Origin of the sequence: Micromonospora sp. DT48 (assembly GCF_049844495.1) — a bacterium.
In the GTDB taxonomy this organism is placed as follows: domain Bacteria; phylum Actinomycetota; class Actinomycetes; order Mycobacteriales; family Micromonosporaceae; genus Micromonospora.
Genome location: NZ_JBNCLE010000004.1, coordinates 172,603 through 193,837 on the forward strand (window position 1 = coordinate 172,603; position 21,235 = coordinate 193,837).

17 protein-coding genes and 1 pseudogene are annotated in these 21,235 nt (G+C 73.4%); 7 read left to right on the plus strand and 11 right to left on the minus strand.

What is annotated here, in order from left to right; genetic code table 11:
• Positions 1–22: 22 nt before the first annotated feature.
• Together ACLQ2S_RS01540 and ACLQ2S_RS01545 are read right to left on the minus strand one after the other, a co-directional pair.
• Positions 23–1,543 carry an MFS transporter gene (locus ACLQ2S_RS01540; RefSeq protein ID WP_425700962.1) on the minus strand — a complete coding sequence of 507 codons (1,521 nt, stop codon included), beginning with the start codon at positions 1,541–1,543 and terminating at the stop codon, positions 23–25.
• Positions 1,544–1,575: 32 nt separating this feature from the next.
• Positions 1,576–1,890: an MGMT family protein gene (locus ACLQ2S_RS01545; RefSeq protein WP_309222469.1), complete on the minus strand. Its 315-nt coding sequence runs from the start codon at positions 1,888–1,890 to the stop codon at positions 1,576–1,578.
• A 61-nt stretch (positions 1,891–1,951) separates the two neighbouring features.
• Between ACLQ2S_RS01545 and proB the strand changes: the two genes are divergently transcribed.
• Together proB and ACLQ2S_RS01555 are read left to right on the plus strand one after the other, a co-directional pair.
• A complete protein-coding gene (gene proB / locus ACLQ2S_RS01550; protein ID WP_309222468.1) occupies positions 1,952–3,061 on the plus strand; it encodes a glutamate 5-kinase in 1,110 nt (369 codons plus the stop codon).
• 77 nt (positions 3,062–3,138) lie between these two features.
• The gene (locus ACLQ2S_RS01555) at positions 3,139–4,383 is read left to right on the plus strand and encodes a glutamate-5-semialdehyde dehydrogenase (protein ID WP_155214522.1); all 1,245 of its coding nucleotides are present in this window, start codon (positions 3,139–3,141) and stop codon (positions 4,381–4,383) included.
• Positions 4,384–4,395: 12 nt separating this feature from the next.
• Here ACLQ2S_RS01555 and ACLQ2S_RS01560 read toward each other — a convergent pair whose 3' ends face one another.
• From ACLQ2S_RS01560 to ACLQ2S_RS01585, 6 genes and pseudogenes are all read right to left on the minus strand, one after another.
• A complete protein-coding gene (locus tag ACLQ2S_RS01560; RefSeq protein ID WP_375335273.1) occupies positions 4,396–5,217 on the minus strand; it encodes a squalene--hopene cyclase in 822 nt (273 codons plus the stop codon).
• Positions 5,218–5,350: 133 nt separating this feature from the next.
• Complete coding sequence (moeZ, locus tag ACLQ2S_RS01565; protein ID WP_375335272.1) at positions 5,351–6,532, minus strand: adenylyltransferase/sulfurtransferase MoeZ; 1,182 nt, start codon at positions 6,530–6,532, stop codon at positions 5,351–5,353.
• Between the two features lie 124 nt (positions 6,533–6,656).
• A complete protein-coding gene (locus ACLQ2S_RS01570) occupies positions 6,657–7,364 on the minus strand; it encodes a DUF3152 domain-containing protein (RefSeq protein ID WP_425700963.1) in 708 nt (235 codons plus the stop codon).
• A 152-nt stretch (positions 7,365–7,516) separates the two neighbouring features.
• A complete protein-coding gene (locus tag ACLQ2S_RS01575) occupies positions 7,517–8,290 on the minus strand; it encodes a DUF3152 domain-containing protein (protein WP_425700964.1) in 774 nt (257 codons plus the stop codon).
• Positions 8,291–8,450: 160 nt separating this feature from the next.
• Entirely contained in the window at positions 8,451–9,425 is a 975-nt protein-coding gene (locus ACLQ2S_RS01580; protein WP_425700965.1) for an alpha/beta fold hydrolase, read from the minus strand.
• Between the two features lie 23 nt (positions 9,426–9,448).
• Positions 9,449–11,068, minus strand: a pseudogene (locus ACLQ2S_RS01585) (hypothetical protein); the annotation flags it as partial.
• 1,337 nt (positions 11,069–12,405) lie between these two features.
• Here ACLQ2S_RS01585 and ACLQ2S_RS01590 point away from each other — a divergent pair.
• Positions 12,406–13,044 carry a TetR/AcrR family transcriptional regulator gene (locus tag ACLQ2S_RS01590; protein ID WP_155214520.1) on the plus strand — a complete coding sequence of 213 codons (639 nt, stop codon included), beginning with the start codon at positions 12,406–12,408 and terminating at the stop codon, positions 13,042–13,044.
• Positions 13,045–13,106: 62 nt separating this feature from the next.
• The gene (locus ACLQ2S_RS01595; RefSeq protein ID WP_093403539.1) at positions 13,107–13,334 is read left to right on the plus strand and encodes a DUF3107 domain-containing protein; all 228 of its coding nucleotides are present in this window, start codon (positions 13,107–13,109) and stop codon (positions 13,332–13,334) included.
• Positions 13,335–13,365: 31 nt separating this feature from the next.
• Here the strand turns inward: ACLQ2S_RS01595 and ACLQ2S_RS01600 are convergent, their stop codons facing one another.
• On the minus strand, positions 13,366–14,019 hold the full coding sequence (locus ACLQ2S_RS01600; RefSeq protein ID WP_309222463.1) for a ferritin-like fold-containing protein: 654 nt from the start codon (positions 14,017–14,019) through the stop codon (positions 13,366–13,368).
• 349 nt (positions 14,020–14,368) lie between these two features.
• Between ACLQ2S_RS01600 and ACLQ2S_RS01605 the strand changes: the two genes are divergently transcribed.
• The 3 genes from ACLQ2S_RS01605 to ACLQ2S_RS01615 all read left to right on the plus strand — a co-directional run bounded on the left by ACLQ2S_RS01605 (position 14,369) and on the right by ACLQ2S_RS01615 (position 17,866).
• Positions 14,369–16,066: a DEAD/DEAH box helicase gene (locus tag ACLQ2S_RS01605; protein ID WP_155214519.1), complete on the plus strand. Its 1,698-nt coding sequence runs from the start codon at positions 14,369–14,371 to the stop codon at positions 16,064–16,066.
• A gap of 52 nt (positions 16,067–16,118) precedes the next feature.
• The gene (locus ACLQ2S_RS01610; RefSeq protein ID WP_155214518.1) at positions 16,119–17,294 is read left to right on the plus strand and encodes a class I SAM-dependent methyltransferase; all 1,176 of its coding nucleotides are present in this window, start codon (positions 16,119–16,121) and stop codon (positions 17,292–17,294) included.
• A gap of 119 nt (positions 17,295–17,413) precedes the next feature.
• Positions 17,414–17,866 (plus strand): helix-turn-helix domain-containing protein, encoded by a 453-nt coding sequence (locus tag ACLQ2S_RS01615; RefSeq protein ID WP_309222462.1) that lies wholly within the window; start codon positions 17,414–17,416, stop codon positions 17,864–17,866.
• 4 nt (positions 17,867–17,870) lie between these two features.
• Here ACLQ2S_RS01615 and ACLQ2S_RS01620 read toward each other — a convergent pair whose 3' ends face one another.
• Together ACLQ2S_RS01620 and ACLQ2S_RS01625 are read right to left on the minus strand one after the other, a co-directional pair.
• On the minus strand, positions 17,871–18,896 hold the full coding sequence (locus tag ACLQ2S_RS01620) for a hypothetical protein (RefSeq protein ID WP_155214516.1): 1,026 nt from the start codon (positions 18,894–18,896) through the stop codon (positions 17,871–17,873).
• An 89-nt stretch (positions 18,897–18,985) separates the two neighbouring features.
• Entirely contained in the window at positions 18,986–21,163 is a 2,178-nt protein-coding gene (locus ACLQ2S_RS01625) for a RecQ family ATP-dependent DNA helicase (RefSeq protein WP_155214515.1), read from the minus strand.
• Between the last annotated feature and the right edge of the window lie 72 nt (positions 21,164–21,235).

Consider the following 21,235-nt stretch of genomic DNA (forward strand, 5'->3'; position numbering starts at 1 on the left):
GGTGGCGCCCTTTCCGTGGGTTTCAGCGGCTCGGGGTTCCTGGCACAACCGCGGCATCGGGGGTGGCGGGTGTCAGGCGGGACGGGGTGAGGTCGTAGGGGCGCAACAGGAGGGTAGCCAGGCCGATCAGGAGCGCGGGGAGGACCGTGAAGCCGAGCAGCACGCCGAGGCGGGCGGTGTCGGTCTGGGTGGCGGCGGTGCCGGTGGTGGAGGAGACGTAGCCGGTCAGGGCGAGCACCAGACCGTAGATGCCCGGCCCGAGGGCCAGCCCGAGCGTCTCACCGGCCGTCCACACCCCGGTGAAGACGCCGGCCTGCCGCCGCCCGGTACGCATCGTGTCGTACGCGATGCAGTCCGGGAGCATGGCCAGGGCGAACACCTGCTGTCCGGCGTACCCGACGCCGAGCAGCGCGACCAGCAGATAGACCACGAGGGTCGGCAGCACCGGCGCGGCGACCAGCGCCAGCCCACCGGCCGACAGGATCAGCGACGCCGCCACCAGGGCGGCGAGCTTGCCCACCCGGGCACCCACCCGGGACCAGAGCGGCATCACCACCAGCGCCGGGCCGACGAAGCAGGCGAACAGCACGGTCGGGCCGGTCGTCGAGTCCCGCAGCACGTGGTCGGCGAAGTACTGGACTCCGGCGAGGATCGTGGCCACCCCGGCGGACTGCACCACGAAGCAGAGCAGCAGCGCCCGGAAGGGCCGGTTACGGGCCGCGACGGCGAGCTGGGCGCGCAGGCTCGGCTCGCTCTCGCCGACCGTGCCCTGTGGCGCGGACCGGGTGCCGAGGAAGGCACCGACGGCACCGAGCGCGATGAGGGCGGCCACGAAGACGCCCATCCACCGGTGCCCGGCGATCCCGCCGCCGGCCGCGTCGCGCACCAGTGGCGCCACCGCACCGGCGACCAGAATGGCCAGGGCCAGTACCGCGATCCGCCAGGTCATCATCCGGGTACGTTCGGCGTAGTCGCTGGTCAGCTCAGCGGGCATGGCCACGTACGGCACCTGGAAGAAGGCGAACGCGGTCGCGGTGGCCAGGAAGGCGACGGCGACGTACGCCCCGGCGGCGGCACCGGCACCGAACGGCGCGGCGAAGATGGCCCCGAAGAGTGCGGCCAGCGCCAGCCCACCGAAGAGCAGGTACGGACGTCGAGCGCCCCACCGTGACCGGGTGCGGTCGGAGATCCGCCCGGCGACCGGGTTGACCAGCACGTCCCACGCCTTCGGCAAGAGCACCAGCAGGGCGGCCATCCCGGCGGCCACGCCGAGCGTGTCGGTGAGATAGGGCAACAGCAGCAGCCCCGGCACGGTGCCGAAGGCGCCGGTCGCCAGTGAGCCGAACGCGTAGCCGGCGTGCACCCGGCGCGGCAGCGCGCCCGGTGCCGCCGCCACTCCGGCACCGCCGGCCGTGGCCGCCGAGGCGGCGGTGGACGGGCCGGAGGCGGGCGTGGGCGAGCCAGGTGCGGATGGTGGGCCGGAGGCGGGCGTGGGCGAGCCGGGTGCGGATGGTGGGCCGGAGCCACCCGGCGACGCGATCATGGGGCCGAATATTACTCACGTTATGGCGATGGTCACATCCCCTGCTCGGGCCACCACCCCGCCGATTTCATGTCCACCCCGGCACCACGCAGCGGCGTCCCCTCCGCGAGCCACCGCGCCCGTGCCTGCTGGGCCAGCCTCGGCGGCAGTACGCCGCCCGCGTTCACCACCCGGTGCCACGGCACCCCGGCACCGTGCCGAGCCATGATCGCCCCGATCAGCCGCGCCGACGCCCGCCCGGAGCGCTCGGCCAACGCGTCGGCCACCGCCCCGTACGACATCACCCGGCCGGGCGGGATCCGGTCGACCAGTTCCAGCACCGCCTCGACGTACTCGTCAGGTGTCACAAGCGGCCAGACTATGGGAACGGCGGCTGGCCACGCCGCGACCACAGCGCAGAATGGGCGGGTGCGTGACGCAGTAAGGGCGGCCCGGCGGGTCGTTGTCAAGATCGGGTCTTCCTCGTTGACCACCGCCAGTGGCGGGCTGGACGACGAGCGGGTCGACGCGTTGGTCGACGCCCTCGGCCTGCGCGACGTCGAGGGCCGCGAGGTGGTGCTGGTCTCCTCCGGTGCCATCGCCGCCGGCCTCGCCCCCCTCGGCCTGGCCCGACGACCGCGTGACCTGGCCACCCAGCAGGCCGCCGCCAGCGTCGGTCAGGGTCTGCTGATCGGGCGGTACGCGACCGCCTTCGCCCGGCACGGCCGCACCGTCGGGCAGGTGCTGCTCACCGTCGACGACGTGACCCGGCGGGCGCACTACCGCAACGCGTACCGCACCCTGCGCAAGCTGCTCGACCTGCGAGCGGTGCCGATCGTCAACGAGAACGACACGGTCGCCACCGAGGAGATCCGCTTCGGCGACAACGACCGGCTGGCCGCGCTGGTGGCCGCGCTCGTCGACGCCGACCTGCTGGTGCTCCTCTCCGACGTCGACGCGCTCTGGACCGGCGACCCGGCCCGACCCGGCTCCCGCCGGATCGCCGAGGTACGCGACGAGGGAGACCTGGTCGGCGTCGAGATCGGCGGCAGCGGTCGCGCGGGGGTCGGCACCGGCGGCATGGTGACCAAGGTCGAGGCGGCCCGGATCGCCACCGGCTTCGGCATCCCGGTGGTGCTCACCTCCGCCGCCCAGGCCGTCGCCGCGTTGACCGGGGAGCCGGTCGGCACCTTCTTCCACCCCAGTCTCCGCCGACCCGCCGCCCGGCTGTTCTGGCTCGCCCACGCCACCGCGCCCCGGGGACGGCTGCACCTCGACCCGGGCGCGGTGGCCGCCGTGGTGGGCCGACGCAAGTCGCTGCTGCCCGCAGGCATCACCGCCGTGGACGGGGCGTTCACCGCCGGTGACCCGGTCGACCTGGTCGACACCTCCGGCGCGCCGGTGGCCCGAGGGCTGGTCAACTATGACGCGATCGAACTGCCCGGCCTGCTCGGGCGGTCGACCGCCGACCTCGCCGCGGCCCTCGGCCCGGCGTACGAACGGGAGGTCGTCCACCGCGACGACCTCGTACTGCTGTAGATGCTGGTAAGGAAGGGCACCTTGTTAACGCCTGGTGTATTACAAGGGCCCCTTCCTAACACTGTGAGGAGCAAGGCATGAGCGTGAGTGAGCAGGCTCGGCGGGCGCGAACGGCGGCGGAGACGCTGGCCGTCGCGACGCGTACCGCCAAGGACGCCACGCTGCACGCGATGGCCGACGCGCTGGTGGCGCGTACGCCGGAGATCCTGGCCGCGAACGCCACGGACCTGGCGGCCGGACGCGATGCCGGGCTGAGCGCGGCCGTGCTGGACCGGCTCGCCCTCGACGAAGGACGGGTGGCCGGCATCGCCGACGCGCTGCGTCAGATGGCCGCGCTGCCCGACCCGGTGGGTGAGGTGGTCCGTGGTTCGACCCTGCCCAACGGGTTGGAGCTGCGCCAGATCCGGGTGCCGTTCGGCGTGGTCGGCGTCATCTACGAGGGTCGCCCCAACGTGACCGTGGACGCCGCCGGCATCTGCCTGAAGGCCGGCAACGCGGCGCTACTGCGCGGCTCCTCCTCGGCCGCGCACTCCAATGCCGCCCTGGTCGCGGTGCTGCGCGACGCGATCGGCGAGGCCGGCCTGCCCACCGACGCGGTGCAGCTGGTCGACGCCAGCACCCGCGACTCGGTCAAGGAGCTGATGCGGGCCCGGGGCCTGGTCGACGTGCTGATCCCGCGTGGCGGCGCGTCCCTGATCCGCACCGTGGTCGAGGAGTCGACCGTGCCGGTCATCGAGACCGGGGTGGGCAACTGCCACGTCTACGTGGACGCCGCCGCCGACGTGTCGATGGCGGTCGCACTGACCCTGAACGCCAAGACGCAGCGCCTGTCGACCTGCAACACCGCCGAGTCGCTGCTGGTGCACGCCGACATCGCCGACGCCTTCCTGCCGGCGGTGCTGGCCGCCTTCGCCGACGCCGGGGTGACCGTGCACGGCGACGAACGGGTCGCGGCGTACTCCGACGCCGTGGTCCCGGCCACCGACGAGGACTTCGGCACCGAGTACCTCGCCGCGCACATCTCGGCCGCCGTCGTCGACTCGCTCGACGCCGCGGTCGCGCACATCCGGCGGTACGGCAGCGGCCACACCGAGGCGATCGTCACCGACTCGCAGTCGGCCGCCCGGGAGTTCGTGGCCCGCGTCGACTCGGCAGCCGTGATGGTCAACGCCTCCACCCGGTTCACCGACGGCGGCGAGTTCGGCTTCGGCGCCGAGATCGGCATCTCCACGCAGAAGCTGCACGCCCGTGGCCCGATGGGTCTGCCGGAGCTGACCAGCACCAAGTACGTGGTCACCGGTACCGGTCACCTCCGCACCTGAGCCCCAACCGGGTCAGCGGAAGGCGCGGATCACGGCGAGGGTGGCGTGGACGTCGAACTGGTGGCCGTCGTCGCTGCTCCAGCCGCCGTCGGTGCGCTGCGTCTCGCTGAGCCGACGCCGCGCGGCCACCAGCGTCCACTCCTGGTGGTCGACGCCCACCCGGCGCAGCGTCACGGCGAGCCAGGCGGCGTCGGCGGCTGACGCCTGCGGCAGCCGCTCCGCCAGCACCGCCTTGATCTGCGCCGACTCGTAGAACATCTGCTGCCGGTGCAGGACCGCCGCGCTGAGCCAACCGGCGGCCAGGAAGGACGGCCAGCTGCCGTCCGGGCGCAACTGGGCGGCGAGCGCCTGGCTGGCGGCGGTCACCACCCCCGCGTACGCCCCGCCGACCCGGTGGTCCAACGGTCCGGCGGCTCGGGCGTCCAAGCCCGCCACGGTCAGCCAGAAGGCGGCGTTGGCGGTGAGGTACAGCCGCGCCTCCGGGTCACCGGGGCGGGCCCATTCGGGCGCGGAGTCCGCGAGCGCCGGGTCCTCCTCCCAGCAGCCGTCCCGGTGCTGACCGGCGGCGAGCCAGTCCAACGCCCGACGGGCGCTCGGGCGGCCCAGCGCACCGAGATCGTCCAGTTCCGCGAGGCGGAAGCAGGTCGCGTCGACCGAGGCGATCTCCTCGCCCCAGGAGGCCGGCCAACCGCCGCCGAGTGTCTGGCCGACCTCGGCGCTGTCGAGCACCTCCGGCGGTGGCGGCGTACCGGCGCACAACCAGGACAGGCGGGCACGCTCCACCGCGTCCCCGTGAGCCACCACGAACCCGATCGCGGCGTCGATGTCGACCACGGCGGCCACGCTACCGGCGCAAACGTGATCTCGCCTCAGGAGGACGGATAGGTGAGATCCGACCGACGGCAGGGTAGCGGCGAGGGGCCACTCCACCCTTCGGCGAAGGCGGAGTGGCCCCTCGGCCGGTGACTCAGTACGCGGGTAGCGACGGGTCGACCTGCTTGATCCAGGAGAGCACCCCACCCTGCACGTGCACCGCGTCGCGGAACCCGGCCGCCTTCAACGCGGCCAACGCCTCGGCGGAACGGACGCCGGACTTGCAGTGCAGCACGATCTGACGGTCCTGCGGCAGCTTGGACAGCGCCTCACCGGAGAGGATCTCGCCCTTGGGGATCAGGGTGGCGCCGGGGATGCGGACGATCTCGTACTCGGCCGGCTCCCGGACGTCGACGAGGAAGATGTCCTTGCCGGCGTCCTGCCACTCCTTCAGCTCGGTCGCGGTGATGGTGGCGTCGACCACCGCCTCCTGGGCCTCCACCGACACCGCGCCGCAGAAGTCCTCGTAGTCCTCCATCAGGTCGGTCAGCGTCGGGTTCTCGCCGCAGAGCACGCAGTTCGGGTCCTTGCGAACCTTGATCTTCCGGTAGCTCATCTCCAGGGCGTCGTAGACCATCAGCCGACCGACCAGCGGCTCACCGATGCCGGCGAGGAGCTTGATCGCCTCGTTCACCTGGATCGAGCCGATCGAGGCGCAGAGCACACCGAGCACGCCGCCCTCGGCGCAGGAGGGCACCATGCCCGGCGGCGGCGGCTCCGGGTAGAGGCAGCGGTAGCAGGGGCCGTGCTCGGCCCAGAACACCGAAGCCTGACCGTCGAAGCGGTAGATCGACCCCCAGACGTACGGCTTGCCGAGCAGCACGGCCGCGTCGTTGACCATGTACCGGGTGGCGAAGTTGTCCGTGCCGTCGACGATCAGGTCGTACTGGGCGAAGATCTCCCGGACGTTGTCCCGGTCCAGCGCGGTGTTGTGGATCTCGACGTTCACCAGCGGGTTGATCTCACGGATGCTCGCCGCGGCCGAGTCGGCCTTGGAGCGGCCGACGTCGGAGACGCCGTGGATGACCTGACGCTGGAGGTTGGACTCGTCGACGGTGTCGAAGTCGATGATGCCCAGGGTGCCGACCCCGGCGGCGGCCAGGTACAGCAGGGCGGGAGAACCGAGGCCACCGGCGCCGACACAGAGCACCCGGGCGTTCTTCAGCCGCTTCTGCCCGGTCACCCCGACGTCGGGGATGATCAGGTGGCGCGAGTAGCGACGGATCTCGTCAACGGTCAGCTCGGCGGCGGGTTCGACGAGCGGGGGCAACGACACGGTGGACTCCCCGGGATCGATGTGGTGGGCAACCGGGCCATTGTCGCTCGCCGACCCGCTCATCGACCATGAGCAGCGACACGTCGCCCGACATGCGGGAGCGGGAATACCCGGCCGATCCAAGTCAGCCGATCAGCTCACCGATGTGCCGACGCCCGTCGAGGATCGGCCAGGCGTTCGCCAGGCAGCCGTCCAGGCCGTACGTCTGCTGTTGCATGACCGGTGCCGGAGCCCCCGGGCCCGGACACGCCTCGTGCCCCTCCCCGAACTCGTGCCCTACCTCGTGGTTGATCACGTATGCCCGGTAGACCTGGAGCGGTGCGCCGTAGTCCGGCACCGCCTCCAGCCAACGGGCCAGGTTGATGATGACCTGTCCGGGCAGCCGGCACGAGGTGTAGCCCTCCGTGCTGAGTCCCCCCTCGGCGCACATCGCCTCCGAGGTCAGCGGGGTGGCCAGGTAGATGGTGAAGTCCGCCGGTTCCGCCTCGCCCACCCGCTGGACGCGCAGTTCCCCGGTGCCGATCCAGCTGCGGGGGTCGGCCAGCACCGCGTCGACCTCAGCGGCGAAGGCGTCCGGGGCCTGGCCGGTGTCCTGCTCGACGGCGACCCGGTAGCGGGCCACCGGTCCGTCCTCGCCGTGCACCGGTGAGCGGTCACCGGCCACCGTGAAGCTGCCCGCACCCACCCACGGGTACCCGCTCCGCTCGTCACCTCCCGCACCGGAGGCGACCCGGTGGCCGAAGCCCTGGTCCGGCTCTGCCACCGGCTGACCGGCGCGGGCCAGCAGCACCACCACGGCGGCGGCCAGCACCACGCCCAGCAGCACGGCCATCCGGTGCGGTAGCACCGACCCGGGACGCCGGTCTCCCGGTTCCGGTGGACGAGCCGAACCACCATAACCAGATGAAAGGGGCGAAGAGGGCATAGCCCCATGGTCGCACCCCATTTCCGCACATCACTGCATTTTGCGCAGCCCGGTGCGGTTCAGAGGCGTGGACCCGCGTACCGCCTGCCGTCCAGGTATGGCCACGGGTTCGCGACACACCCCCTCAGGAAGAGCGTCTGCTGCATCATCACCGGAGCCGGCTCGCCACGCCCCGGGCAGCGCTCGTGCCGATTGCCCAACTCGTGGCCCACCTCGTGATTGATCACGTACGTGCGGTAGAGCGAGAGCGGCACCTCGGCTTCGACGAAGTGCGGCACCGACAGCCGCCACCGGTCCAGATTGATGATCACTTTCCCGAACGTGCGGCAGGAGGTGTACGGCCGACCACCGACCCGGATATCGACACCACCGGCGGCACACATCCGGCGCGCCGTCCCCGCCGTCGCCAGGTAGACGGTGAAGTCGTGCCGGGCCGTCCCGGCGACCTGCCGCAACCGCAACCGACCGCCGTCCACCCAACTGCCCGGACCGGCCAGCGCCGCGCGCACCGCCAGGGCGAACTCACCCGCGTCCACGCCGGAGCCGGACTCCACCGCCACCCGGTAGCGCCGGACGCCACCGGCCTTGCCCAGCACCGGGCCGGTCCGGTCGTCGTACCTGAACCGACCTGGGCCGGTCGACGGGATCGAACCCGGCTCCTGTAGGACGGGAGCCTCCGGAGACGGGGAGAGGGACGGCTGCGGCGGCGGGTCCGCCGGGGAGGGGGCAGCCAGACTCGACGCGGAAGCAACCGGGGCCACCTCTTCGGCCGCACCCGAGCTCGACCCGATGCCACCGGCCACCAGCGCCACCGCAGCACCGACGGCGGCCACCAGCACCGCGCCCCGGATCAGCGATCCCCGCCCGGAGTGCGGTCTGCCGGACGCGGTCGGCCGCCCCGGCGCTCGATCACGGTCGGGGGACTCCCGGCGGATGGCATGCCGGCCGGCGGAACCAGCCGATCGAGGACGGCTACCAGGGCTGTGCACCCGGTCATCCTGCCAGGTCGACCTGACGAGCGGGGTCCGTCGCGTCGGCGAGCAGCCCCAGCACGGCCCTTGCCACCAGGCGCGGCACCTCCAGCTGGGCCACGTGGCCGACGTCGTCGATCATCAGGAGCCGGCTATCCGGGATCACCCGTGCGGCCTGCGGAGCCACCCGCACGTCGACCAGCCGGTCCTGCCGTCCGCCGATGACGAGCGACGGCGCCCGCACCGTACCGGCCATCCGCCACAGCGAACCGGACCCGGGCAGGTACGACCGCAGGAAGCTGGACACCAGCCCCCGGAAGGTCCGCACGTACGCCGCCGCGTGGTGCTCCGCCTGGTGACGGACGCGGATCTCCTCCAACGCCTCGCGGCGGCGCTGGTCACAGATCCGGCTGAGATCGGCCACGCACGCCTCCATCACCTGCTGGGCCATCACCTCCGGCGCCAGTCGGGCCAGCCGCCAGGCGGCCAGCCGCTCGCCCCGGGGGATCGCCAGCAGGGGCAGCATCCGCCCCTGCAACGACCGGCGGAAGTCGAGGAACGGCAGGGCCGGCGACACCAGGGTCAGCGTCCGGACCAGGTCCGGCCGGAGCGCGGCCACCCGTACCGAGATCGCACCGCCGAGCGAGTTGCCGATCAGGTGCACCGGCCCGCGATCGGAGTGTTCGATCCAGCGGATCACCCGCTCCGCGAAGACCGGCACGGTGTACCGCCGACCCGGCTCGCTGCGACCGAAGCCAGGCAGGTCGATCGCCTGGCCGTCCAGCCGGCCGGCGAGCAGCCCCGCCAGGTCGGTCCAGTTCTGCGACGAGCCGCCCAGGCCGTGCACGTACAGCGCCGGTTCGGCGTCCGGGCTGGTCGCCGGTGTCTCCCGGACGTAGGTGACCAGCCCGTCGAGACGGACCTCGCGCCCCGGCCAGGGCGGCGGGACCGAGGGGGCGGGCAGCAGCCGGTCGGGCCAGAGGGTCGCGGGCTTCACCGTTCCAGTCTGCCTGGAACGGCTCACGCCAGCAGTGCCTCCAGTCGCCGGTTGACCGCGGCCAGGGTCGCCCGCACCACCGCCTGTCGGGGATCGCCGGCCACCAGCGCGGAGCCGGCCAACTGCTCGACCCACCCGTCACAGACCAGCAGCACCACGACCGTGGCCACCTCACAGTTGCCGAACGGCACCACCGCCGCGTGTTCCACGAAACACCGGCCACGCTCGGTCGAGGTGCCGGCGACGTAGAGCAGCTCGTCGATCGCCGCCGCCGCCGCGACGCCACACAGCCGCAGCACGAACCCGTCCACCGCCGGCCCGGTGGCGTGTCCCGAGGCGTTGTGGTCGCCCGCGATCAGCCGAACCTCGACATTGGCGTCGAGCCCGAACGTGCTCACCTGGACGTGGTCGAGCACCACCCGGGGGCCCGGCACCCCACCGGTGTCCAGCGGGCGCGACGGCGCGGACTCGGTGGTGGTGAGTTGCCCACCGGAGTAGGACGCGCCGAGCGTCACCGGACTGCCGACCGCGCCGGGCTCGTCCACGACCGCCCGGCCCCGGGTCGTGGCCGGTGACGGCCGCCGCCGACGGGTGGTCTCCGGCACGGTCTCCGGCCGAGTCGGCGCAGTCTCCGTCCGGGCGCCGCCGGGACGGGCCGACGGGCGTCGGGGCTCGGCGGTCGGACGCGTCTCGCCCGCCTCGTTCCGGCTCTCCGTGGAGCGTCGGCGCACCGGCACGGCCGGGACGCCGGGCAGGCCGCGCGGTGCCGCCGCCAGCCCCATCCGCTCCTGCAACAACCGGGCGACCTGTCGACTCACCTCGGCCGGGTCGGCCCCGTCAGCGAGGTCGAGGCGCAGGCTGTGCGCCCCGGCGGGGGTACGCCGCAGGGCGGCGTCGCGTACGCCGTCGACCCCTCGGACGGCGGCGAGGATCGCGTTGACGTCGAAGCCCTCGGGCCGGTCCCGCAACGGAGCCGGCTCGTCGTCACGGCGGAGGTGGGTGGCGATCCGGGCGAGTTCAGGGGTTTCGGCGGGTGGCTCCACAGCTGGCGGCTCCGGCACGACAGGCACGTCCGGTTCGGCGGGGACGCGCTGCGGCAACACCGCCGTGGCGCCCTCCCGCGAGCGATCCCCGGCCGGCTCGGTCGGCGGGACCGGGTCGGGCGCGGACCGGCGTGCCGTGTATGGGGCGGCACCCGTCGAGACGGGTGCGGAGGGGGTGCGCTCGCGGCGGCCGGGCTCACCCGCGACCTGGTCGGCGGCGGGCGACTCCGGCGGGGCGGCAGCCGGCGCGTCCGGAACCGGCCGCAGTCGGAACGGTCGGTACCCGGAGGAGTCGGCGGTCGACCGGGCCTCGGCGACCGGTGCCGTCGGGCCGGGCTCGGGCGTCTCCGGTCGGCTCGACGTACCCGGCTGCGCCGCACCAGCGGCCGAGGTGTTCGGGGTGGTCGGCCGGGTGTCGACCGGCGGGGCGCTGGTCGGGTCGACCGCGCCGGACGGTGCGTCGGCCGGTGGAGAGCTGGCCGGACGCAGCGCCCACGGCAGCCGCTCGTCGGCGGGTTGAGCCTCGGCCCGGCTGCCCCAGGGCGGGACTTCCTCGTTCCGCGTACCCCAGGGCACGCCGCTGTCCGCCGGTGCGCCGCTGACCGGTGGCGACGCCCACGACGGACGCTCCTCGGGTGCCCGCGCCCAGGACGGACGCGGAGCCGGTGAGGCGTTGGTCGGCGCACCGCTGACCGGAGGCAACGCCCAGGACGGGCGATTGTCGGCCGGCGGCGGGTCGGCCGAGCGGGCCGCCCAGGAGGGAGGCTGGGCCGGGGGTGCGCTGGTCGGGTCGACGGCGGCGGGCTGCTCCGCCGGCTCGGGGGCGGCGGGCTGCTGCCCTTCCGGTGCGGGCTCGCCGCCGTCACGGCGAGGTTCGTAGGGGCGGGACCGCTCCGCGCGGACCGGCTCGTACGGCCGGGTCGGCTCGGCGCGGACCGGTTCGTACGGTCGACTCGGCTCGCTGGCCCAGGGCCGGGCCGGCACCTCGCGGGACCGGCGGTCGGTGGGCTCGTTCTCCTCGCGCGCCCACGGCGGCGCCCAGTCGCTGGCCGGGCCGGGCTGTGCCCAGTGCGGCCGGTCCGGTTCACCGGAGGGCTGGTCGGCCGGAGACCAGCCCGCTGGCTGGTCGGCGCTCGTCGGTGGGTGGTCGGCCGACCCGGGTATCGGTTCGGCGGCTGCCGGATAGTCGTCCCACCCGTGCTGCCGGCCGCCGGTCGGGCCCTCGCCGGGTCGTTCGGCGGTCGGTGCGTGCAGGCCAGGCGGCATCTCGAAGCCGGAGGGGGCGGTGCCGACCGGTGGCACCTGCATCGCCGGGGGTGCCGAGGTCGGCAGACCCGTGCCGGAGGTGCCCGGTTGCTCACCGGGCGGGACCGGGCGGGGTGCCGGTACGACGAGCCGGTCCTGGCCAGGGTCATGGCCCGGCCCACGCAGGCCGGGTGGCGAGCTGACCGGGGCGTGCCGCCCGGCGGACGGCTGCTCGGCGACCGGGTTGCCGTTCACCTGGTGGCCGTTGACGTGGTTGCCGTTGACCCGGGCGGGCCGCTCGGGCTCCGCCTGCTCACCGAGCGGAGCGGGCAGGTCGGCGTGGCGCGACGAGGCGGTCGCCCAACCGGAGGCAGACTCGACCCGGGGCCCTGTCGGGCCCGAACCAGGTGTCACCTCCGGGCCCCACGACCAGTCGGCCGGTGGCGGGGCCCACCCGTTGCCGGAACGGGCCAGGTCATCGCGCTGACCCGTCCCGTCGCCGTGCTCTCCCGGGGTGGCGGCACCGGGTTGCCCTGTTTCACTCACCGCGCGCTCCTTGGTCGCCCCCGCTGAGGCTACCGTGTGGCGACAGTGGCGATAAGTTACAGCGGCGGGCCAATTCCGCGAGGGGCCGAGGGGCCCCGACCGGTTCGGGTGAAATGCCGGCCCGTACGACGACCTCGGAGGTTCCGATGACCGCTGTGGGGAACGGCGCCCAGACCGCCGGCCGACCCACGCGCCTGCCCCGCTCGGCGCGCCGCAAGCAGCTACTCGCCGCTGCTCAGGAGGTGTTCGTCGCGCAGGGCTACCACGCCGCGGCCATGGACGACATCGCCGAGCGAGCGGGAGTCTCCAAGCCGGTGCTGTACCAACACTTCCCCGGCAAGATGGATCTCTATCTCGCACTGCTCGACACGCACTGTGACGCGATCGTCGCCAAGGTGCACGATGCCATGGCCAGCACCACCGACAACAAGGAGCGGGTCAGCGCATCGGTGCGCGCGTACTTCGACTTCGTCGACCACGAGAGCGAGGCGTTCCGGCTGGTCTTCGAGTCGGATCTGCGCAACGAACCGGCCGTCCGGCAGCGGGTGGAGCGGGTCGAGCAGGGCTGCATCGCGGCCATCACCGACACGATCATCTCCGACACCGGGATCAGCCGGGCGCACGCCGAGTTGCTCGCCTCGGGCCTGGTGGGTGCGGCGGAGACCGCCGCGCAGTTCTGGTTGGCCCGTGGCCGCCAGGTGCCCAAAGCCGAGGCGGAGGCGCTGGTCGCGGCGCTGTCCTGGCGGGGTATCGCCAGCTTCCCGCTGCAAGGTGAGTCAGCCTGACCCTCGCCCCCGTGATCGGATAGCCTTCGCAGGGCGGCCATTCGCCCGATGGAGGAGGCACAGTGGAGGTCAAGATCGGGGTGCAGTACGCACCGCGCGAGCTGGTCCTGGAGAGCGCACAGTCGCCGGCCGAGATCGAGCGGATCGTGACCGACGCCGTCGCCAGGGGTGAGGGCACCCTCTCCCTGACCGACGAGAAGGGTCGGCGGGTCATCGTGCCGGTCGGCAAGGTCGCCTACGTCGAGATCGCCGAGGCGTCTCCACGAGCGGTCGGTTTCACCGTCCGTTGACGGCGAGCAGAGACCGGTAGGCGGTCTCTGCTCAGTTGTTGAGCCCGGCGGCGGCCATCCGCGCGGTGTGCGCGGCGGTCAGCCGCCGGAACAATTCCGTGACGTCCACCTGACCGCTCGCGGCGATCAGCGCGGTGAGCGCACCGTCGTCGGCGGCGGCGACCCGACCGGCCTGGGACAACGCCTCGCCGACCAGTCGTCGGGCCCACATCGACAGTCGGCCCGCCACCTTCGGATCGGCCTCGATCGCGAGGCGGATCTCGGCGGCGGCGAACTCCGCGTAGCGCGAGTCGTGCAGCACGTCGAGGACCAGTTGGCGGTCCGGCTCCCCCAGCGCGACGGCGATCTCCCGGAGGAAGTCGTCGCTGATCGCGTCACCCACGTACGCCTTGGTCACCGCCTCCGCCCAGTCGCGGGGCACGGTCGAGTCGTGGTACGCCTGCAACGGGCCGACATACGCCGCCATCGCGTCGTCCGGCAGCACACCGAGCGCGGTGAGCCGGTCGGCCAACCGCCGGTAGTTGGCGATCTCGGCGGCGGCCATCTCGCTCAGGGCGGCCCGACGGCGCAGGTCGGGGGCGAGCCGGGCATCGGCCGCCATCCGGTCGAAGGCCAGCAACTCGCCCAGAGCCACCAAGCCGAGCAGATCGGTGACGGCGGGGCCGGGCGGGGTGGAGGCGGACACCCGCGCAGGCTACCGTCCGGCCGCCGGGACGGCAGTCCCCCGACCCGGCCGGGCCAGCCGAACGACGACGCCCATTGCATGTGATACGGATCACATGCAAACCTTTGCGCCAACGCTCGCCCTCACGGAATCGGGACTCTGTTCAGCCCGTTCAGGTAGCATGGAGCAGTTGCCGTAGGTGCCAATCCCGGCCGGAGCCAACTCCGACCCCGGTTGACGTCGACCCACGGCGCGCGTGCGGCCCGGTCCGGCTCGGCTTCTCTGCCGCCGACCGTGTGGCCCGCGTCAAACCGAGAGCGCCCTGCGGACATGACGGGGCGCACCCACGAGAGGGCACCCCCAAAACCACATGAGTGAACCGATTCAAGACCTCACCGAGGGCCAGGAACTGACCCCGACAGCCCCGGTCCGGCCCGAGGCACCGACCTTCGCCGAACTCGGCGCCCGCGCCGAGACCGTCGAGGCGCTGGCCGCGGCCGGTATCACCCGCGCCTTCGCCATCCAGGAGTACGCGCTGCCGATCGCGCTGCGCGGCGCCGACCTGATCGGGCAGGCCCCGACCGGCACCGGTAAGACGCTGGGCTTCGGCGTGCCGTTGCTGGAGCGGGTCTTCGCACCGGACGAGGGCGGCGACGGGCTGCCGCAGGCCCTGGTCGTCGTACCCACCCGCGAACTGGGCATCCAGGTCGCCAAGGACATCGCCGCCGCCAGCCGTACCCGTGGCGTACGGGTGCTGCCGATCTACGGCGGTGTCGCGTACGAGCCGCAGATCGAGGCGTTGCGCAAGGGCGTGGAGATCCTCGTCGGCACGCCGGGCCGCCTGCTCGACCTCGCCAAGCAGAAGCACCTGCGGCTGCACGGCGTACGCGCGTTGGTGCTGGACGAGGCCGACCGGATGCTCGACCTCGGTTTCCTCGACGACGTCGAGCGGATCCTGGCGATGCTGCCGGAGGACCGGCAGACCATGCTCTTCTCCGCGACCATGCCGGACCCGATCGTGACGCTGTCCCGGCGCTTCCTGCGCCACCCGATCACGATCCACGCCGGGCACACCGCCGAGACCGGTCCGTCGCCACAGACCGAGCAGCTGGTCTACCGGACCCACTCGATGAACAAGATCGAGATTGTGGCCCGGATCCTCCAGGCCGAGAGCCGTGGCCTGACCATCATCTTCACCCGGACCAAGCGGGCCGCCGACCGGGTCGCCGAAGACCTGGACTTCCGTGGCTTCGCGGTCGCCGCGGTGCACGGCGACCTCGGTCAGGGCGCCCGGGAGCGGGCCCTGCGGGCCTTCCGGGCCGGGAAGATCGACACCCTGGTCGCCACCGACGTGGCAGCTCGGGGCATCGACGTCAGCGGCGTCACCCACGTCATCAACTACGACTGTCCGGAAGACCAGGACACCTACACCCACCGGATCGGCCGGACCGGTCGGGCCGGCGCGAGCGGCGTCGCGGTGACCTTCGTCGACTGGGACGACATGCCCCGCTGGCGGATCATCGACAAGACGCTGGGGCTGGACATGCCCGAGCCGCCGGAGACCTACCACACCTCACCCCACCTCTACACCGACCTGCACATCTCCACCGAGGTCACCGGCACCCTGCCGACCGCCGAGCGCACCCGCGCCGGGTTGGCCGCCGAGGTCGAGGAAGACCTGGGTGGTGGCCGGTCCCGGCGGGGCGGCGAGCCACGCGGCACCCGTCGTCGCGGTCGCGGCGAGGGCGGCCGGGCTGACGGCGGCCGGGGACGCGGTTCCGGCGGTCGTCGACAGGACGGTGCCGACACCACGCCGGGCGGATCCACCGGAGGCGACGCCGAGGAGGGCACCCGTACCCCCCGTCGTCGCCGTCGTCGCCGGGCTGGCGAGACGGTAGCGGGCGCTGACGCCGTCACGTCGGCGGTCGACAGCGCACCCAGCGAGACGAGCAGCAGCCGCAGCGACGACGCCGTCGGTGAAGCCGCCCCGCGCCCGCGCCGACGCCGCCGCCGTCGGGGTGGTGCCGATTCCGGTAACGGCACGCCCGCCGAATCGACCACCGACTGACCTCGGCCCGCCCCCCGGTGGCGGCGAACGGCCGCCCCTGGAAGATGGAGCGATGCCCGAACCACTGGATTCCGCCCTGGCCGAGGTCCGTTCGATGCTCCTCGGTCCGGGGCTGACCCGGGCCGTCGCGGCCGGACGGCGGCGCGGCCAGCGCCCCTCGATGGTCCGGGCCGAACTGCGGCCGGTCACTCTGAAAGCCGGTCAGCGGCTACAGATCGCCACCTCCGACGGGGCACGGCCGCACACCCGGAACGTGAGCCCGGGGCCGGAGGCGGACGCGGCGGTGGAGGCGCTGCTGGCCGAGCCGTTCGGCAACTGGCATGTGGAGACCACCCACGCCACCCTGCAACTGCGGGTCACCAAGTCGGGCGAGGCCCAGGTGCACCGGGCCGTGGCGACCCGACCGGCCGCCCCGGCGGCGGTCGCCGGTCACGACCGGGCCAAGGAGTACCTGCTCGATCCGGGCGATCCGCTGTTCGCCGAGATCGGTGGTTCGGCGGCCAAGCGGCGGCAGGTGGACGCCTTCCTACGGGCGCTGGCGGCCACCCTGCCGGACGGGCTGGCCGGGCAGTTGGGCCGCCCGCTGCGGGTGGTGGATCTCGGCTGCGGCAACGCGTACCTGACGTTCGCCGCGTACCGCTATCTGTCCCGGTCCGGGCTCGACGTCGAGCTGGTGGGTGTGGACGTACGCGACGACCAGCGTCGCCGCAACACCGAGTTGGCCGAACGGCTGGGCTGGGCCGAGCGGGTGCGTTTCGTCGCCGGCACCATCGCCGACGCGACCGTCGAGCCGACGCCCGACCTGGTGCTCGCGCTGCACGCCTGCGACACCGCCACCGACGAGGCGTTGGCCCGGGCGGTGGGCTGGCAGGCCCGATGGGTGCTCGCCGCGCCGTGTTGCCACCACGACGTCGCGGCCCAGCTGCGCGCCCGACCGGCCCCGACGCCGTACGACCTGCTCACCCGGCAGGGCATCCTGCGGGAGCGCTTCGCGGACGTCCTCACCGACGCGCTGCGCGCGGGGTTGCTGCGTCTGCACGGCTACCGGGCCGAGGTGGTCGAGTTCGTCGACTCCGCGCACACCCCACGCAACCTGCTCATCCGGGCACGGCGAACCGGGGCCGACCCGACCGACGCCCAGCGCGCCGAATACCGCGACCTGGTCGCCCAGTGGCAACTCACGCCCCGGTTGGAGACCCTGCTCGCGCAGCAGCCGACGGCCGGGTGACGGATTCGCGTCACGCCGCCCGGGGCCGTCTGGTCGATCAGTCAATTGCCCAACGCCGTTCCCGTACTACTCTCGAAGTTGCGCACCGTTGGGTGCCGGGCGGGAGGGAAGACCCAGCTGTGGGTTCGGCAGAGGTTTCGCCACAGATGGCCTTCGCGCGTTTCGTGCGCCGTGCCATCGACGATGCCCGCGAGGAACGTGGCTGGACGGTCACCGATCTGGCCGCACACACCGGCGTCGGTCGCTCCACCGTTTTCCGCTGGCTCGCCGGTGACTGGCAGGACTATCCCGAACTCGCCAAGGTCCGGGGCTTCTGCGCCGCGCTCGATCTACCGGTCGCGGCGGCCTTCCGCGCGCTCGGCCTGCCCGACGCGGGCGGCGGGCCGTGGCGACGCGGCGACGACAGCCCGGTGGAGGCCGACGTGCGGGTGATCCTGCAACGGCTGGCGGATCCGACGGTGCCGGCGGAGGAGAAGCACCACATCCGCGACCTGTTGCGTTATCTGGCCCGACGGCCGATCCGCCGCCCCGGGGACGGCACCGCCACACCGATGCGCCGGAACGCGTGTTGACCCGTCACGGCACGGAGACCGTGAACTCCGCCGTACGCACCGCTCCGCCGGTCGCGAAGTCCAGGTAGAGGCGGTAGCGCCCAGGCCCCGGCGCGGTGAGCCAGAACCGCACCGCCCCGTCGACCAGTTCCGCGTCCGGGTGCACGTGCAGGTAGCCGAGATCCCCCTCGCGCAGCGCGACGAGGTGGCCGTACGCGCCCAGGTAGCGCTCCAGCTCCGGGCTCCCGCCGTCCGCCCCGGTGATCCGGAAGCTGACCGGCACGGTGAGGCCGGGCTGGGGAACGCCCCGGTACTCGACGGTGAATCCGTCGACGGTGCTCGTGGTCGCCGGGGTGGGCAGCTCACGAGGCAGGTAGTCGCCGGGCGCCACCAGGTCCACCCCGAGCGTCGTCGCGGTCTGCCGGCCGTCGGCGGCGAGGGCGGTGAAGTCGGCGTACGCGCGCCAGACGCCGGGTGACGGCAACGTCAGCGGCACCGACCAGGTGCCGTCTTCCGCCATGGTCGGATGCAGGTGCTGGTAACCGGACAGGTCCCGACGCACCACGATCAGGTGCATCGGCTTGTCGTGCACGACCGCGAACCGGGTGACCGGCCGGCGTTGCTCGTCCTGGATGCGGAACCGCAGCTCACCGGCTTGGCCGGCGGTGAACTCGGCGTTCAGCGGGGTCAGGGTGTAGCCGTCGCGGCTGACCGCCAGACCGCCGGCCTCGGCCGCCGCGTCCTGGTCGGCACCGTGCGAGTGCGCGCCGAGGCCGGGGGCGTGGGTGTGGTCGGCCAACGCGCTGTCCGTCCGGCCCGTCGCCATGGCGTCACCGCCACCGTCGATTCGGCCGAGCCCGAACCCGAGCAGCACCGCCAGCACAAGGCCGCCGACCACCAGGGCCAGCCGCAGCGTGGCCCGGTCCGGCACGGCAGAGGCCACGGCACGGTCCTGGGCAGCCGGGGCCGCGCCGGGATCGGGCCCGGCCGCCGCTCGCTCGGCGGCCCGCACCGACCCGAGCGCAGGCGCGTCGGGTGCCTGGTCAGCCATGTGCCCACCGTACCGTCGTCGCCTGGGTCACCCTCGGCGCGGTCCTGGCCCGGCCGCACCCGGCAGCCAGGTCGCGGATCGGTGCGCCGCTACGCCGCCAGGGCGAGGGCCAGCGGAAGGACCGCCTGCGCACCGGCGCGACGGAGTTCCCGGGCCGCCATCGTCATGGTCCAGCCCGAGTCGACCAGGTCGTCCACCAGCAGCACCGGACCGTCGAGCCCGGCGAGGGCGGCGGCGACGTCACCGGCGACGGTGAGGGTGCCGTGCAGGGCGCGTACCCGCTGGGCGCTGTTGCCCCGGGGGCCGTCGGCCGCCACCGGCCCGGTCGAGTCCACCTGGCCCAGCAGCGGCAGTCGCCCGACAGTGGCGATCCGCTCGGCCAGCGACCCGACCAGCGACGGGCGGGTCCGGGAGCGGACCGCGACCACCCCGGCCGGGCGGCTCGGCCAGGGGTCGTCACCGTGTGCCCACGCCTTGAGCACCTCGATCACCGCGGCGGTCACGTCGTCGGGCACCGGGGCGTCCGGCGCTTCCGGCCCGACCAGGTCACGCAGCCGACCGCCCCAGCCGAGGTCGGACAGTCGGCCGACCGCCCGGCCCGGCAGCGCCTGTTCCGTCGGGGCGATGCGCCCCTTCAGCGGTACGCCGACCGCAGCCAACCCGGTGGGCCAGAGCCGCTTCGGCGCGACCTGGACCCCGGGGCGGCCGAGGAAGGTCTGCGCGACGGTCAGCGAGGCCGCCGACACCTCGGGCGCGAACAGCGGCCCGGCGCAGCGGTCGCACCGCCCGCAGTCGGCCGCCTCCGCGTCGTCCAGGCATTCGCGCAGGTAACGCAGCCGGCAACCGGTCGTCGAGGCGTACTCGATCATGGCTTGTTGCTCGGCGGCGCGGGCCGCGGCGACCCGACGCAGCCGAGCCTCGTCGTAGGTCCACGGCTCGCCGGTGGCGAGCCAGCCACCCCGTACCCGACGGACCGCGCCGTCCACGTCGAGCACCTTGAGCATCATCTCCAGCCGGGCCCGGCGCAGGTCCACCAGCGGTTCCAGGGCCTGCGTGGACATCGGTCGGTCGGTGGGCAGCGCGGCCAGCACCGTCCGGACCTGCTCCTCGGGTGGGAACGCCAGCGAGGCAAAGTACCGCCAGATGGCCGCGTCCTCGACGCCGGGCAGCAGCAGCACCTCGGCGTGTTCCACGGCTCGCCCGGCCCGACCCACCTGCTGGTAGTACGCGATCGGCGACGGTGGCGCGCCGAGGTGCACGACGAAGCCGAGATCCGGCTTGTCGAAGCCCATGCCGAGGGCGCTGGTGGCCACCAAGGCTTTGATCTTGTTTTCCAGCAGGTCCTGCTCGGCGGCGCGGCGGTCAGCGTCCTCGGCCTGCCCGGTGTACGCGGCCACCGCCCAGCCGCGCGACCGGAGGAACTCGGCGGCCTCGGTCGCCGCAGCCACCGTCAGCGTGTAGATGATGCCGGAGCCGGGCAGCCGTTCCAGGTTGTCGGCGAGCCAACCGAGCCGGTGTGCCGGGCTCGGCAGGTCGAGCACGCCCAACCGCAGCGACTCCCGGTCCAGGCTGCCGCGCAGCACCAGGACGTCGGGTCGGTGCCCGGTCGCGGCGGCCGGTTCGGTGCCCAACTGCTCGGCCACGTCCCGGGTCACCCGGGCGTTGGCGGTGGCGGTCGTCGCGAGCACCGGAGTGCGGTCGGGCAGGTTACCGAGGAAGGTACGCAGCCGGCGGTAATCCGGCCGGAAGTCGTGCCCCCAGTCCGACACACAGTGCGCCTCGTCGACCACCAGCAGACCGGTGGTGGCGGCCAGCTTCGGTAACACGCCGTCCCGGAAATCCGGGTTGTTGAGCCGTTCCGGGCTGATCAGCAGCACGTCCACCGTGCCAGCCTGGATCTCGGCGGTGATCTCGTCCCACTCGTCCAGGTTCGCCGAGTTGATGGTGCGGGCCCGGATCCCGGCCCGAGCCGCCGCCTCGACCTGGTTACGCATCAGCGCCAGCAACGGCGACACGATGACCGTCGGTCCGACCGGTTCGACACCCTGCGGGTCAGCGCCGTCGCGCTCCCGCAGCAGCGCGGTCGCCACGAAGTACACCGCCGACTTGCCCCATCCGGTGCGCTGCACGCAGAGCACCCGCCGCCGGTCCACCACCAACGCCTCGATGGCCCGCCACTGGTCCTCGCGGAGCCGGGCCCGCGCACCGGCCAGCCGCCGCAGCACCGCCTCGGCCCGCTGCCGTACCACCGTCCGTTCCTGGCTCATCCGACGTTTCTACCAGCGGCGCGATGCCGGAGCCGGGCCACGGTCGGGGGTTTGCTCTACCATTCCCGTTCG